This is a genomic window from Aeromonas piscicola (genome assembly GCF_000820005.1).
GTDB classification, from domain to species: domain Bacteria; phylum Pseudomonadota; class Gammaproteobacteria; order Enterobacterales; family Aeromonadaceae; genus Aeromonas; species Aeromonas piscicola.
Genome location: NZ_CDBL01000056.1, coordinates 108431 through 121156, shown reverse-complemented (window position 1 = coordinate 121156; position 12726 = coordinate 108431). Strand labels below are relative to the sequence as shown.

13 protein-coding genes are annotated in these 12726 nt (G+C 62.5%); 10 read left to right on the top strand and 3 right to left on the bottom strand.

Going from position 1 to position 12726, the window contains the following annotated elements; translation table 11 throughout:
• Positions 1-3 precede the first annotated feature (3 nt).
• From arnC to BN1128_RS14805, 8 genes are all read left to right on the top strand, one after another.
• Positions 4-981 (top strand): undecaprenyl-phosphate 4-deoxy-4-formamido-L-arabinose transferase, encoded by a 978-nt coding sequence (gene arnC / locus BN1128_RS14840; protein WP_042870103.1) that lies wholly within the window; start codon positions 4-6, stop codon positions 979-981.
• Positions 981-2972: a bifunctional UDP-4-amino-4-deoxy-L-arabinose formyltransferase/UDP-glucuronic acid oxidase ArnA gene (arnA, locus tag BN1128_RS14835; protein ID WP_042870101.1), complete on the top strand. Its 1992-nt coding sequence runs from the start codon at positions 981-983 to the stop codon at positions 2970-2972. Before arnC ends, arnA begins: the two co-directional genes overlap by 1 nt.
• Positions 2965-3864, top strand: a complete 900-nt coding sequence (gene arnD, locus BN1128_RS14830) for a 4-deoxy-4-formamido-L-arabinose-phosphoundecaprenol deformylase (protein ID WP_042870098.1) — start codon at positions 2965-2967, stop codon at positions 3862-3864. Before arnA ends, arnD begins: the two co-directional genes overlap by 8 nt.
• 122 nt (positions 3865-3986) lie before the next feature.
• Entirely contained in the window at positions 3987-5630 is a 1644-nt protein-coding gene (gene arnT, locus BN1128_RS14825) for a lipid IV(A) 4-amino-4-deoxy-L-arabinosyltransferase (RefSeq protein WP_042870096.1), read from the top strand.
• Positions 5630-5974, top strand: coding sequence for an EamA family transporter (locus BN1128_RS14820; RefSeq protein ID WP_042870094.1), 345 nt, complete (start codon positions 5630-5632; stop codon positions 5972-5974). Before arnT ends, BN1128_RS14820 begins: the two co-directional genes overlap by 1 nt.
• Positions 5971-6402: a 4-amino-4-deoxy-L-arabinose-phosphoundecaprenol flippase subunit ArnF gene (gene arnF / locus BN1128_RS14815; protein WP_042870092.1), complete on the top strand. Its 432-nt coding sequence runs from the start codon at positions 5971-5973 to the stop codon at positions 6400-6402. Before BN1128_RS14820 ends, arnF begins: the two co-directional genes overlap by 4 nt.
• A gap of 215 nt (positions 6403-6617) precedes the next feature.
• Complete coding sequence (locus tag BN1128_RS14810; protein ID WP_042870090.1) at positions 6618-7487, top strand: phosphoribulokinase; 870 nt, start codon at positions 6618-6620, stop codon at positions 7485-7487.
• A gap of 15 nt (positions 7488-7502) precedes the next feature.
• Positions 7503-8036, top strand: coding sequence for a DUF4136 domain-containing protein (locus BN1128_RS14805; RefSeq protein WP_042870089.1), 534 nt, complete (start codon positions 7503-7505; stop codon positions 8034-8036).
• A 67-nt stretch (positions 8037-8103) separates the two neighbouring features.
• Here the strand turns inward: BN1128_RS14805 and BN1128_RS14800 are convergent, their stop codons facing one another.
• On the bottom strand, positions 8104-8400 hold the full coding sequence (locus BN1128_RS14800) for an MliC family protein (RefSeq protein ID WP_042870087.1): 297 nt from the start codon (positions 8398-8400) through the stop codon (positions 8104-8106).
• A gap of 49 nt (positions 8401-8449) precedes the next feature.
• Positions 8450-8854: an OsmC family protein gene (locus BN1128_RS14795; RefSeq protein ID WP_005311765.1), complete on the bottom strand. Its 405-nt coding sequence runs from the start codon at positions 8852-8854 to the stop codon at positions 8450-8452.
• Between the two features lie 309 nt (positions 8855-9163).
• Between BN1128_RS14795 and crp the strand changes: the two genes are divergently transcribed.
• Positions 9164-9802 (top strand): cAMP-activated global transcriptional regulator CRP, encoded by a 639-nt coding sequence (gene crp / locus BN1128_RS14790; protein ID WP_042870085.1) that lies wholly within the window; start codon positions 9164-9166, stop codon positions 9800-9802.
• 122 nt (positions 9803-9924) lie between these two features.
• On the top strand, positions 9925-10725 hold the full coding sequence (locus tag BN1128_RS14785; protein ID WP_042870083.1) for a putative RNA methyltransferase: 801 nt from the start codon (positions 9925-9927) through the stop codon (positions 10723-10725).
• A 62-nt stretch (positions 10726-10787) separates the two neighbouring features.
• On the opposite strand, the gene BN1128_RS14780 is transcribed toward BN1128_RS14785, so the two are convergent.
• Positions 10788-12704, bottom strand: coding sequence for a glycoside hydrolase family 19 protein (locus BN1128_RS14780; protein WP_042870081.1), 1917 nt, complete (start codon positions 12702-12704; stop codon positions 10788-10790).
• Positions 12705-12726: the final 22 nt, after the last annotated feature.

Genomic DNA, 12726 nt, shown 5'->3' with positions numbered 1-12726 from the left:
CACGTGAACAACACAGACATCAAGCTGGTTTCGGTGATCATCCCCGTCTACAACGAGGAGGCCAGCCTGCCCGTGCTGCTGAGCCGGGTCACGGCCGCCTGCGAACTCCTGCCCCAGGATTACGAGGTGATCCTCATCGATGACGGCAGCCACGACGGCTCCACCGAGATCATCAGCGAGGCCGCCGCCAAAGATGGCAGCAAGCTGGTCGGGGTGCTGCTCAATCGCAACTATGGTCAGCATGCCGCCATCATGGCCGGCTTCGAGACCGCCAAAGGGGATCTGGTGATCACCCTGGATGCGGATCTGCAGAACCCGCCGGAGGAGATCCCCCGTCTGGTGGAGGCCGCCATGCAGGGCTATGACGTGGTAGGCACTGTTCGTCGCAACCGCCAGGACTCCTGGTTTCGCAAGACCGCCTCCCGCCTCATCAACAAGTCGGTGCAGAAGGCTACCGGCGTGCACATGAGCGACTACGGCTGCATGCTGCGGGCCTACCGCCGCCACATCATAGACGCCATGCTCTGCTGCCAGGAGCGCAGCACCTTCATCCCCATCCTGGCCAACAGCTTCGCCCGCCGCACCATAGAACTGGAAGTCGGCCATGCCGAGCGGGCCCACGGGGAATCCAAATACGGCCTGATGCACCTCATCAACCTGATGTATGACCTGGTCACCTGCATGACCACCACCCCCCTGCGGCTGCTCAGCATAGTCGGCAGCGTGGTGGCGGGCATCGGCTTTACCTTCTCCATCCTGCTGATCCTGATGCGCCTCATTCTGGGCGCAGACTGGGCCGCCGATGGCGTCTTCACCCTCTTTGCCATTCTCTTCACCTTCGTCGGCGTACAGCTGCTGGGCATGGGGCTGCTGGGGGAATACATAGGCCGCATGTACACAGACGTGCGCGCCCGTCCCCGCTACTTCATCCATCAGGTCGTGCGTACCGCCTCCACTCCTTCGCAACAGGAAGCTGAATAATGAAAGTTGTCGTCTTTGCTTATCACGATATCGGTTGTACCGGTATCGAGGCCCTGCTCGAGGCAGGCTACGAGATCCAGGCCGTCTTCACCCACGCCGATGATCCCGGCGAGAACCGCTTCTTCGGCTCGGTAGCCCAGCTCTGCGCCGAGCACGATCTGCCGGTCTACTCCCCCGAGGATGTCAACCATCCGCTCTGGGTCGAGCGCATCAAGGAGCTGGCGCCCCAGGCCCTCTTCTCCTTCTACTATCGCAACATGCTCAAGCAGGCGATTCTGGACATCCCCTCGGCCGGGGCCTTCAACCTGCATGGCTCCCTGCTGCCCGCCTACCGCGGCCGCGCGCCCATCAACTGGTGCCTGGTCAATGGCGAAACCCAGACCGGCATCACGCTGCACCAGATGACGGCGCGGCCCGATGCCGGCGCCATCGTCGCTCAGCAGGCCGTCGAGATAAAAGACGCCGACACGGCGCTGACCCTGCATGGCAAAGTGCGCCTCGCCGCCAGGACCTTGCTGGAGGCCGAACTGCCGAAACTGCGCGCCGGCGACATCTCGCTCACCCCGCAGGATGAGAGCAAGGCCAGCTACTATGGCCGCCGCACTCCGGCCGACGGCGAGCTGCACTGGGATAACCCGGCCCGGGCGCTCTACAACCTGGTGCGCGCCGTCACCCAGCCCTATCCGGGCGCGTTCAGTTTCGCTGGCGATCGCAAGCTGACGGTGTGGAAGGCAAATCATCTCGAGCAGACCAGTGACAAGCTGCCCGGCACCATCCTCAGCCAGGATCCGCTGCGCATCGCCTGCGGTGAAGGGGTGCTGGAAATCGTGGCCGGCCAGGCAGAAGGTGGTCTCTATGTGCGTGGCGCCCAGCTCGCCCGTGAACTGGGTCTGGTGGCAGGCATGCGGCTCGGCCCCAAGGCCAGCAATGCCCTGCGCAAGGAGCGCCTGACCCGGGTGTTGATCCTCGGGGTCAACGGCTTCATCGGCAACCACCTGACCGAGCGCCTGCTCAAGGATGGCCGTTACGAGGTCTATGGGCTGGATATTGGCGCCAGCGCACTGGAGCGCTTCATCGGCCACCCCAACTTCCATTTCGTGGAAGGGGACATCAGCATCCACACCGAGTGGATCGAGTATCACATCAAGAAGTGCGACGTGATCCTGCCGCTGGTGGCCATTGCCACCCCCATCGAATACACCCGCAACCCGCTGCGCGTGTTCGAGCTCGATTTTGAAGAGAACCTCAAGATCGTCCGCTACTGCGTGAAGTACAACAAGCGCATCATCTTCCCCTCCACCTCCGAGGTGTACGGAATGTGCGACGATCACAGCTTCGATGAAGATGAATCCCGCCTCATCGTCGGCCCCATCAACAAGCAGCGCTGGATCTACTCCGTCTCCAAGCAGCTGCTGGATCGGGTGATCTGGGCCTATGGCAAGAAAGAGGGGCTCAGCTTCACACTGTTCCGTCCCTTCAACTGGATGGGGCCGCGCCTCGACAGCCTGGACTCCGCGCGCATCGGCAGCTCCCGCGCCATCACCCAGCTGATCCTGAACCTGGTGGACGGCACCCCGATCCAGCTGGTGGATGGTGGCGCCCAGAAGCGCTGCTTCACCGACATCGAGGACGGCATCGAGGCCCTGTTCCGCATCATAGAGAACAAGGGCAACCGCTGTGATGGCCAGATCATCAACATCGGCAGCCCGGACAACGAGGCCAGCATCCAGCAGATGGCCGAGGTGTTGCTCACCAAGTTCGAGGCCCACCCGCTGCGCCACCACTTCCCGCCGTTTGCTGGATTCAAGATGGTGGAGAGCAAGTCCTTCTACGGCGATGGCTATCAGGATGTCTCCCACCGCCGTCCGAGCATCAAGAATGCCCGCCGCCTGATCGACTGGGAACCGACCATCGAAATGGAAGAGACCATAGGCAAGACCCTGGACTTCTTCCTGCAAGGGGCGGTCATCACGGGAGTCGAGCATGATTGATGTGGGTCTGCGGATCGACGTTGATACCTTCAGGGGGACCCGTGACGGGGTTCCCCGCTTGCTGCAACTGCTCGACCAGCATCAGGTCAAGGCCAGCTTCTTCTTCTCGGTCGGCCCCGACAACATGGGGCGCCACCTGTGGCGCCTGCTCAAACCCCGCTTCATGCTCAAGATGCTGCGCTCCAACGCAGCATCCCTCTATGGGCTGGACATACTGCTGGCCGGCACCGCCTGGCCCGGCAAGTCCATCGGCAAACAGCTGGGCTCCCTGATGCGCGACACCGACAGCGCCCGTCACGAGGTGGGGCTGCACGCCTGGGATCACCACGGCTGGCAGGCCAACACAGGACGCTGGGGCGAGGTCGAACTGATCCGCCAGACCCGGCTCGGGGTGGATGCGCTCAACCAGATCCTGGGACGGGAGGTAGACTGCTCCGCCGCCGCCGGCTGGCGGGCAGACCCGCTCACCACCCAGGCCAAGGAGCAGTTCGGCTTTCGCTACAACAGCGACTGTCGCGGCAGCGGCCTGTTTCGGCCCCTGTTGCAGGATGGGCAGCTCGGTACGCCGCAAATCCCGGTCAATCTGCCCACCTTCGATGAAGTGGTCGGCCCTGAGGTGACGGCGGCGCAGTTCAACGCTTTCATCCTGGGCAGGCTCTGCACACCGCCGCAGGTGGCGCCTCACGTCTACACCATTCACGCCGAGGTGGAAGGCATCGTCATGGCCGAACAGTTCGATGCCCTGCTGAGCGAAGCCAGGGAGCGCGGCATACGCTTTGTTCCACTGGGGGATCTGTTACCATCCGACCCCGGTCAGCTGGACGCCGGGCGGCTGGTACGCGGCACCCTGCCAGGGCGAGAGGGATGGCTTGGCTGCAAGGCCGACGCATAGACAATGACGCAACACATCGGGCCACCGGAAAGTGGCAGGATGAACCATGACGCAGCACATCGGGCCCCTGAGGGCGGCATGATGAATCATTGCGCTCACCACACAATGTTACAGAGGATGTCATGAAGTTGACCAAGTGGGCCCTGCCCCTGTTCTTTCTCTTGTTTTACCTGTTGCCGCTCGACCAGCGGCCGCTATGGAGCCCCGACGAGAACCGCTACGCCGAGATAAGCCGGGAGATGGTGAGCACCGGAGACTGGGTCGTGCCCCACTTCCTGGGCTTGCGCTACTTCGAGAAGCCCATCGCCGGCTACTGGTTCAACAGCATCAGCCAGCAGCTGTTCGGTGACACCAACTTCGCCGTGCGCTTCGCCTCGGCCGCCGCCACTGGCCTGAGCGCCGTGCTGATCTTCTGGTTCGCGCTGCAGCTGTGGCAGTGCCGGCGCAAGGCCTTCCTCGCCGGGCTCATCTATCTGTCGCTGTTGATTGTCTACGGCATAGGCACCTACAGCGTGCTCGATGCCATGGTCACCCTCTGGCTCAACGCGGCCATGGTCAGCTTCTACATCATCCGCAAGGAGGGATCGCTACGCAGCCGGATCGGCGGCTATCTGCTGTTCGGCCTCGCCTGCGGCATGGGCTTTCTCACCAAGGGCTTCATCGCCCTGGCGGTACCCGTCATCGTCATAGTGCCCTACGTCCTCTATCAGCGCCGTCTGCTCGAGCTGGTGCGCTTCGGGCCGCTGGCCATCCTGAGCGCGGTCCTGCTGACCGCCCCCTGGGCCATCGCCGTGCACCTGCGCGAGCCCGATTACTGGCACTACTTCTTCTGGATTGAGCATATACAGCGCTTCGCGGCGGACAACGCCCAGCACAAGGCGCCGTTCTGGTACTACCTGCCCATGGGGCTGCTCGGCACCCTGCCCTGGCTCGGCCTGTTGCCAGGCGCTCTGCGCAAGGGCTGGCAGGATCGCAAGATAAGCCCGGAGACCCTCTATCTGCTGGCCTGGGTGGTACTGCCATTGCTGTTCTTCAGCATCGCCAAGGGCAAGCTGCTCACCTACATTCTGCCCTGCTTCGCCCCGCTGGCCATGCTGATGGCCGCCAGCGCCATGGACAAGCTCAAGGAGGGCAAAGAGCAGGCATTCAGGCTCAACGCCTGGTTGAACGGACTGTTCGGCCTCATCTGCCTGGCGGTGCTCGCCGTGCTGGCCTTCTCCCCCAGCCACGCCGTCTACGGCGAAGAGGATCATGGTGCGCTGGCGGTTGCCATGATCATCTTCGCCGGCTGGGCCCTGCTCGGTTTCATCCAGTTGAAGGAGGTCAGCCGCCGCTGGACCCTGAGCGCGCTCTGCCCCATGGTGCTGGCCATAGGCCTGCCCTGGGCGCTGCCGCAATCCCTGATCGACTCCAAGCTGCCGGAGCGCTTCATCGAGGCCAACCAGGCCGTGCTGATACAGTCCACCACCCTGCTGGCCAACGATGTGGGGCTGGCCTCCTCCCTCGCCTGGGAAACCCGGCGCAGCGAGATCACCCTGTTCGACAGCAAGGGAGAAGTGCATTACGGGCTGGGCTATCCGGATGCCAAGGGGCGCTACGTGGCGCGCGCCGACTTCCCTGCCTTGCTGGCAGAAGCGCGTAAAAAAGGTCAGGTGGCCCTGTTGATGAAGACGGATAGGGACGGCAACACGGGCCCTGTGCCCCCCGCTGACGAGACGATCGTGAGTCATCGGCTGACCCTGCTGATCTACCACGGGGTCCAGTGATGGACATACTGCTGCTCCTGCTGGTGTGCCTGCTGACCTGCAGCGGCCAGATGCTGCAAAAGCAGGCGGTCATCAGCTGGCAGCGTCAGCCCTGCAGCCACTGGCAGAAGCTGTTGTCACCCTGGCTCATCGCCAGCGTGGCGGCCCTCGGCAGCGGCATGCTGCTCTGGATCTACCTGTTGCAGCGGCTGCCGCTGAGCATGGCCTACCCCATGCTCAGCATCAATCTGGTGCTGGTGCTGATAGGCTCGCGGCTGTTCTTTCATGAGCAGATCACCTATCACAACTGGCTGGGGGCTGGCGCCATCATCATTGGCGCCCTCTTGCTGGGAGGCTTGCTATGAGTGGGGTTGGCAAAGAACCTGCGGTAATGGGTAAGCCCGCGCACAAGGGGTATCTCTATGTGCTCGGCAGCATAGTGCTGGTAACACTGGCCCAGCTCGGCATGAAGTGGGGGGTGATCCAGTTGCCCGTCTGGCAGGCGGATCTCGCCGTCATGCTGGCCCACCCGCTGCCGCTGCTGGTCATCCTCGCCGGGGTGGGCTGCTATGCCCTGTCGCTGCTCTGCTGGCTGGCGGCGCTGCACTCCACCCCGCTCAACATCGCCTATCCCCTGCTCAGTACCAGCTATGCGCTGGTCTATCTGCTGGCGGTCAGCATACCGAGCTTTGCCGAATCGCTGGAGCCGGGCAAGGCGGTGGGGGTGATCTTCATCCTGCTGGGGGCCGTGATGGTGGGGATAAAACCGACGAGCAAGCAAGGCGCCAGCTAGCCCTGGCTACACGAAACGACGGCGCGTCTGCGCCATCTCAATCAGGGCTGCATCGTCAGCCCTTTTTTTGTGGCGCGACTCCCCCTTCATCACTGATTACCCGGTAACAAGTGTCACGCCAGGCTGCCTGTTGCAAGACAGTACCGACAAGCGGCGCACTTGACCGCACTCGGAACATGCCTTTATAACGGAACTCCCAAGGAAGAGAGAATTCTATGTCGGCCAAGCATCCCATCATTGCGGTTACCGGTTCGTCCGGTGCCGGCACCTCCACCTCCACCAACGCCTTTCGCTCCATGTTTCATCAGCTGGGTTACAAAGCGGCGGTGGTGGAAGGGGACAGCTTTCATCGCTACACCCGACCGGAAATGGACGTGGCGATCCGCAAGGCGCGCGAACAGGGGCGCCACATCAGCTATTTCGGCCCCGAGGCCAACGATTTCGGCCTGCTGGAGAGCTTCTTTCAGGAGTACGGCCAGAACGGCAGCGGTCAGTATCGGCGCTACCTGCACAGTTTTGACGAGGCAGTGCCCTTCAACCAGATGCCGGGCACCTTCACTCCCTGGCAAAACCTGTCAGCCGACACCGACCTGCTGTTCTATGAGGGGCTGCACGGCGGCGTGGTCACCGAGGATCACAACGTGGCCCGCCACGTGGACTTTCTCATCGGCGTGGTGCCCATCGTCAACCTGGAGTGGATCCAGAAGCTCATTCGCGACACCTCGGAGCGGGGTCACTCGCGCGAGGCGGTGACCGATTCGATCGTCCGTTCCATGGACGACTACATCAACTTCATCACACCGCAGTTTTCCCGCACCCACATCAACTTCCAGCGGGTGCCGACCGTGGATACCTCGAACCCCTTCAGTGCCAAGGTGATCCCGAGTCTGGACGAGAGTATGCTGGTGATACGGTTTCGTGGCATCAAGCAGGTGGACTTCCCCTACCTGCTGTCGATGATAGATGGCGCCTTCATGTCACGGATGAACACCATAGTGGTGCCGGGTGGCAAGATGGGCTTCGCGATGGAGCTGATCCTGCGCCCGCTGATCCAGCAACTGCTCGAAACCGGCAAGATCACCTGAGCCAAGGAGTTTATGATGCGGTTAGCGTTTCTCTCTGTGGTATTGGCCGCCCTGCTGGGCGGTTGCAGCAGCGGCCCAGCAGCCCCGACCGTCGAGTCGGGCACCATGGTGGTGCGACCGGCGGCCAGCTGGCCGTTCGGGGCGACGCCGCGCTACGCGCTGGCCGAGCAGTTCCAGTATGCGGGTGACAGTGCCGAGGGCTGGCTGGAGCCGGTGCAGCAGGCGGTCAACCAGGAGCTGGGCAGCAAGGGCTGGCAGAGCGTGCCGCTCGCCGAGGCCGATGTCTGGGTCGCCATCGGCGTCGCGGGCAGCAAGGATCTGAGCGATGGCGAGATCTTCGCCCGCCTCGGCATGACGCCCGGGCTGCAGGCCAAGGCCGGCGATCGCAAAGGTACCCTTGCCATAGTGCTGCTCGACCGGCGTACCCAGCAGGCGGTGTGGAGCAGCGCCATCTCCCTCGCCAGCGACGTGGCCATCCCGGAGGCGTCACGCCGCCAGCTGAGCCAGCAACTAGCCAGCCAGATGCTGAGCGCCCTGCCGACCCGCTGATACAGATCCCTTCCCCATAAAACAAAACGGCCTGCGAGAGCAGGCCGTTGTGATCATGCCATGACGATCACTTGCGCTGACAGGTCAGCAGGGTCACCCCTTTCTGCGTGAGGAGGGCCTGCTTTTCCTGATTCCAGAAGGTGGTGACGCCGTCGGAATACTTGGCACCGGACTCCGCTTCTACCCTGCCCAGCTTGTGATACACGCCGGCATAGGGGAACTGCACCATGTCAGCCTGGGCATCATAGGTCACGGCCAACAGCTCTTCCCCGCACTGATACTGGCTGTACTGGTACTGGGTCGGTTGCGGCATGCTGCAGGCCGCCAGCCCCAGCAGGGGAAGTAACACGATCATGTTTTTCATTGCACTTTCCTTATGTCATGGTGTTATTCAATCGGAAGAGTCACGGCTATCAGGCTTCAAGAATTTGATAACTATGGGTAATTTCTACCGCTTTTTCCAACATCAGGGAAACGGAACAGTACTTTTCCATCGACAGATCCACGGCGCGGGCCACCTGTTTCTCCGCCAGCCCCTTGCCGGTCACGACGAAGTTGAGGTGGATCTTCTCGAATACCCGCGGCACCGACTCCACTCGCTGCCCTTCCAGCTCCACATGGCAAGCGGTCACGGATTGACGCGCCTTCTCCAGGATGGAGACCACGTCGATCGAGCTGCAACCGCCCACCGCCAGCAGGATCATCTCCATCGGGCTGGCACCTTCGCCGGGGTTGGCGCCGTCCAGGGTCACCTGATGACCGGACTCACTCTCGCCGACAAACTTCATGCCTTCCACCCAGCTGACCTTGGCTTTCATCTCACATTTCCTCTTAATGACGACAGATCTGACTGACATAGCATACCCCAGACGGTGCGGCAGCGGCACATGTCCGCCATTTTCGCGAACTTGCAGGCGAACTAGATCAAAATCAACATCTGATGCCGCTATCTTCCCTAAAATGGGCGGGATAGCGCAGCAGGCCACAAGGGGATCTGGCAAAAGCCCTCAAAGCCTTGTCAGCACAGACAAAGGCTCTTATCCTACTGCGACTAATACAAGGAATGGCAAGGTTGGCAGCTTGCCCGGACGCACGAGTCCATAAAAAGACACTACAGAGGAATTCTCATGGTCATTGGCAAACCGCAAAGCGATCCCACCCTGGAATGGTTCTTGTCGCACTGCCACATTCATAAGTATCCCGCCAAGAGCACCCTGATCCATGCGGGTGAGAAAGCGGAAACCCTCTACTACATCGTCAAGGGCACTGTGGCCGTCTTGATCAAGGACGATGAAGGCAAGGAGATGATCCTCTCCTATCTGAACCAGGGCGACTTCCTGGGCGAGATGGGCATGTTCGAGGAGAGCGAGAATCCGGAGCGTTCCGCCTGGGTGCGCGCCAAGGGCTCCTGTGAAGTAGCCGAGATCTCCTACAAGAAGTTCCGTCAGCTGATCCAGGTCAATCCGGAAATACTGATGCGTCTCTCCGGTCAGATGGCGACCCGACTGCAGCACACCAGTCAGAAAGTCGGCAACCTGGCCTTCCTGGACGTCACAGGCCGGATCGCCCAGACCCTGCTCAATCTGGCCAAACAGCCGGATGCCATGACCCACCCGGATGGCATGCAGATCAAGATCACCCGTCAGGAGATAGGCCAGATCGTTGGCTGCTCCCGCGAAACCGTCGGCCGGATCCTCAAGATGCTCGAAGAGCAGGAGCTGATCTCCGCCCACGGCAAGACAATAGTGGTGTTTGGCACCCGCTGACAGGGTTCCCTGACGGCTCAGCACAGAGCCGTTGGATAAAAAAGGCTGCCACGGCAGCCTTTTCTGATCGTCTCCCCTATAATCCTGCACGCCCTTCCCCGGCCTCAACCAAGCGAGTGTGTATGCATCTTCAATGTCCCCTTTGCCGCAGTCCCCTGCATCTTCACGAAGCATCCCGCGGGGTCTATTGCGACAACAAGCACCATTTCGATCCGGCTCCGGAAGGCTATCTGGATCTCATTCCCGGCAAGAAGAACCCCAAGGACAGTGACAGCCGCGCCCTGATGCGCGCCAAGCGCAACTTCCTGGAACAGGGTCACCAGGCGCCGCTGGTGGATGCCATCGCGGCCCTGCTCGCCCCGCTCGGCCCCCGCGAGCTGATCCACCTGGGTTGCGGCGAAGGCTACTACTGCCGCGCCCTGGCCGAGCGCCTGCCGGGCTGGCAATTTGCCGGCGTCGACATCGCCAAAAACACCATCTTTGCCGCCAACAAGGCGCAGCCGGAAGCTCAGTTCGTCATCGCCGATCCGGCCCGCGCCCCGATCCTGCCGGGTACGGCCCAGGTGCTGCTGGTCAACGATCTCAAGGTCAAGACAGAGCAACTGGTCAGCTGGCTGGCACCGGGCGGTTACCTGCTTTACCTGCAACCGGGCCCGCGCCACCAGTGGCAGCTGAGGGTCAGCCTCAACCCGGTGAGCATGGAACACCCCCTTAGCTGGCCCACCCTCGGTGGTCTCACCTCCCTGGGCCAGGAGCGTTGCCAGTTCGCCATGACCATGGATCAGTCCCTGCGCAGCTTCATTCTGGAAACCAGCCGCCTCGGCTGGCGCGCCAGCGGTGAACAGCGCCACGCCTTTACCCAGCAGGGACCGGACGAGCTGGAACAGGATCTGCTGCTGAGCCTGTGGCAAAAGCCGCTCTGATAGCGCATCCCTCCATGAAAAAAAGGCCCTGACGGGCCTTTTTTATTGAACGAATACAGTCGTCACAGCTTGATCCAGGCATCCCCCCAGGCCGTGCCCTTGCCCGGCTCATAGGCCCAGGCCGCGCCCGCGCACCAGCCGGTGTAGGGGTGGGGTTTGCACTGGTAGTTGCCCCCCATATTGCTCACCTTGTCACCGGCCTTGTAGGCCGTACCTGCTTTGTAGGGCGGGTTGCCATCCGGCGGCGTGGTGCCGCCGCTGCCCTTGATCAGGATCTCGTGGGTCGCACTGCGGCTGAGCCCCTTCTCGTCGGTCACCTTGAGCACGAAGCCGTAGCGGGTGTCGCTGACCGGAGTCGGCGGCAGGGTGGCGCTCAGGGTGGACTGAGTCAGATCCGAGGCGCTGGCCCCGGCAGGCAGAGTCCAGGCGTAGCCGAGCGGCTTGCCTTCCGGGTCGCTCGAACCCTGGCCGGAGAGCAGCACGGTCGCACCGCCCAGCGCCTCGCTCGGGCCGCTGATGTTGGCCACCGGCGGCAGGTTGGTGCCACCGCCGTTGTCCTCGATCACCACCTCGGGGAAGAAGTGCTGTACGCACTGGCTGTAGTCCCGCGCCTTGAAGGCACTGAAGCGGGTCTGGTAGCCCACCAGCTTGCAGGCGTAGCTCTTGCCGCCATTGGGGTTGCCCGGCACATAGCTCCAGTCATTCTCCCAATAGATGGGCAGGGCGCCGGCACCCGCCTCGTCAAAGTACTTCATGTTCTTGCAACCGAGCACCTCGTCTGCCGGCACAGGCACCCCCAGATACTGGGCCTGGGCCTGGTAGTAGGTGATGCGGTTCTGGGACTGGGCGTGCTCGGCCGCGCCACCGCACTCCACCCCGCCGTTGATGATCTGGGTGGTCACCCCAAAGCCCGGCACCAGGCCGTTCTGCCTGTCGTGGTCATTGGGCTGCCAGGTGCCATCGATCACGTGCAGCATGGAGGGCTTGGGCGGCTGCGGATAGACGAAGAAGAAGACGGCGCTGGCCAGGTTGAGCCAGGTGTCCGCCACTTTCTCCGGGTTGTCCAGCAGGGTACGCACTGTGCCGAACATGGCCTCGGAGAAGGGACCGTAGTTGTAGTTGTACGACAACTGCTTGGCGCCACGGCCGAAGTAGCTCTTGAACTCGCCGTTCTCGAACTTTCCGCACGGCCACTGCTGGCCCTGCCACACATCCGGTCGACACTCGGCGTTGTAACCGCCGCGCATCTGCTCGGTCCAGCCCATCTCCCGCACCCAGACCAGGCCCTGGCGCCACTCGGGCTCGGGTCGCCAGCTCTCGTGACCGCCGGTTTCCTGGGCGAAGTGGGCAAACATGGTGGCCAGCGACTTGCGGCAGATGGCCTCGGCATTGCGTCCGTCGCTGTAGTCGCCGCAGAAGGCCGGGAACTTGGCCACCGCCTGCAGGAAGCCGCGATAGGTGTATTCCGGGGCCCGCAGCGGGAACAGGAAGTTGAACTGCGACTCGCTGATCAACCCCTCGACCCGCTTGACGTTGGCGGGATTGAGCGGCAGCCCGGGGGCCACCGCCTCGACCACGGCGTTGTCGCGGGTCGCGATAGAGGCCTTGACTGCCGCCATGGCCGGGAAGTCGGTGAGCGCTTTCTCCTTGGCATCCAGCTCGCTCTGGCTCAGGTAGACGGGCGAGCCTTCGGTCGTGCCGCTGCCCCCCTCCACCGGAGGCGTGATGCCAGCGCCGCCGTCGGGCGGGGTCGCCTCATCGTCACCCATCAGGGCCCATGGAGAGTCCCACTCGTTGGCGACCTGCAGCCCAGGGCTCTGGCCCGGATTGGCATACCATTTGGCCTCATAGATCTGGCCGTTGAAACTGACCTGGCTGCCGCCGCTGTATCCCTGATTGATGTCATACAGGGCGGCGGCCCACAGCTGACCGCTCAGACAGAGTCCGGCCAGCAGCAGGGTTAGTGGGTGTTTTTTCATCTCATACCTCTTGGCATACACG

Bases quoted from the DNA above. Each gene is read 5' to 3' on its own strand.
- BN1128_RS14805 (WP_042870089.1), top strand. From the start codon at position 7,503: ATGCGGTTAGCGTTTCTCTCTGTGGTATTGGCCGCCCTGCTGGGCGGT.
- BN1128_RS14820 (WP_042870094.1), top strand. From the start codon at position 5,630: ATGGACATACTGCTGCTCCTGCTGGTGTGCCTGCTGACCTGCAGCGGC.
- BN1128_RS14795 (WP_005311765.1), bottom strand. From the start codon at position 8,854: ATGAAAGCCAAGGTCAGCTGGGTGGAAGGCATGAAGTTTGTCGGCGAG.
- arnD (WP_042870098.1), top strand. From the start codon at position 2,965: ATGATTGATGTGGGTCTGCGGATCGACGTTGATACCTTCAGGGGGACC.
- BN1128_RS14780 (WP_042870081.1), bottom strand. From the start codon at position 12,704: ATGAAAAAACACCCACTAACCCTGCTGCTGGCCGGACTCTGTCTGAGC.
- crp (WP_042870085.1), top strand. From the start codon at position 9,164: ATGGTCATTGGCAAACCGCAAAGCGATCCCACCCTGGAATGGTTCTTG.
- BN1128_RS14785 (WP_042870083.1), top strand. From the start codon at position 9,925: ATGCATCTTCAATGTCCCCTTTGCCGCAGTCCCCTGCATCTTCACGAA.
- arnA (WP_042870101.1), top strand. From the start codon at position 981: ATGAAAGTTGTCGTCTTTGCTTATCACGATATCGGTTGTACCGGTATC.
- BN1128_RS14810 (WP_042870090.1), top strand. From the start codon at position 6,618: ATGTCGGCCAAGCATCCCATCATTGCGGTTACCGGTTCGTCCGGTGCC.
- arnF (WP_042870092.1), top strand. From the start codon at position 5,971: ATGAGTGGGGTTGGCAAAGAACCTGCGGTAATGGGTAAGCCCGCGCAC.
- arnT (WP_042870096.1), top strand. From the start codon at position 3,987: ATGAAGTTGACCAAGTGGGCCCTGCCCCTGTTCTTTCTCTTGTTTTAC.
- BN1128_RS14800 (WP_042870087.1), bottom strand. From the start codon at position 8,400: ATGAAAAACATGATCGTGTTACTTCCCCTGCTGGGGCTGGCGGCCTGC.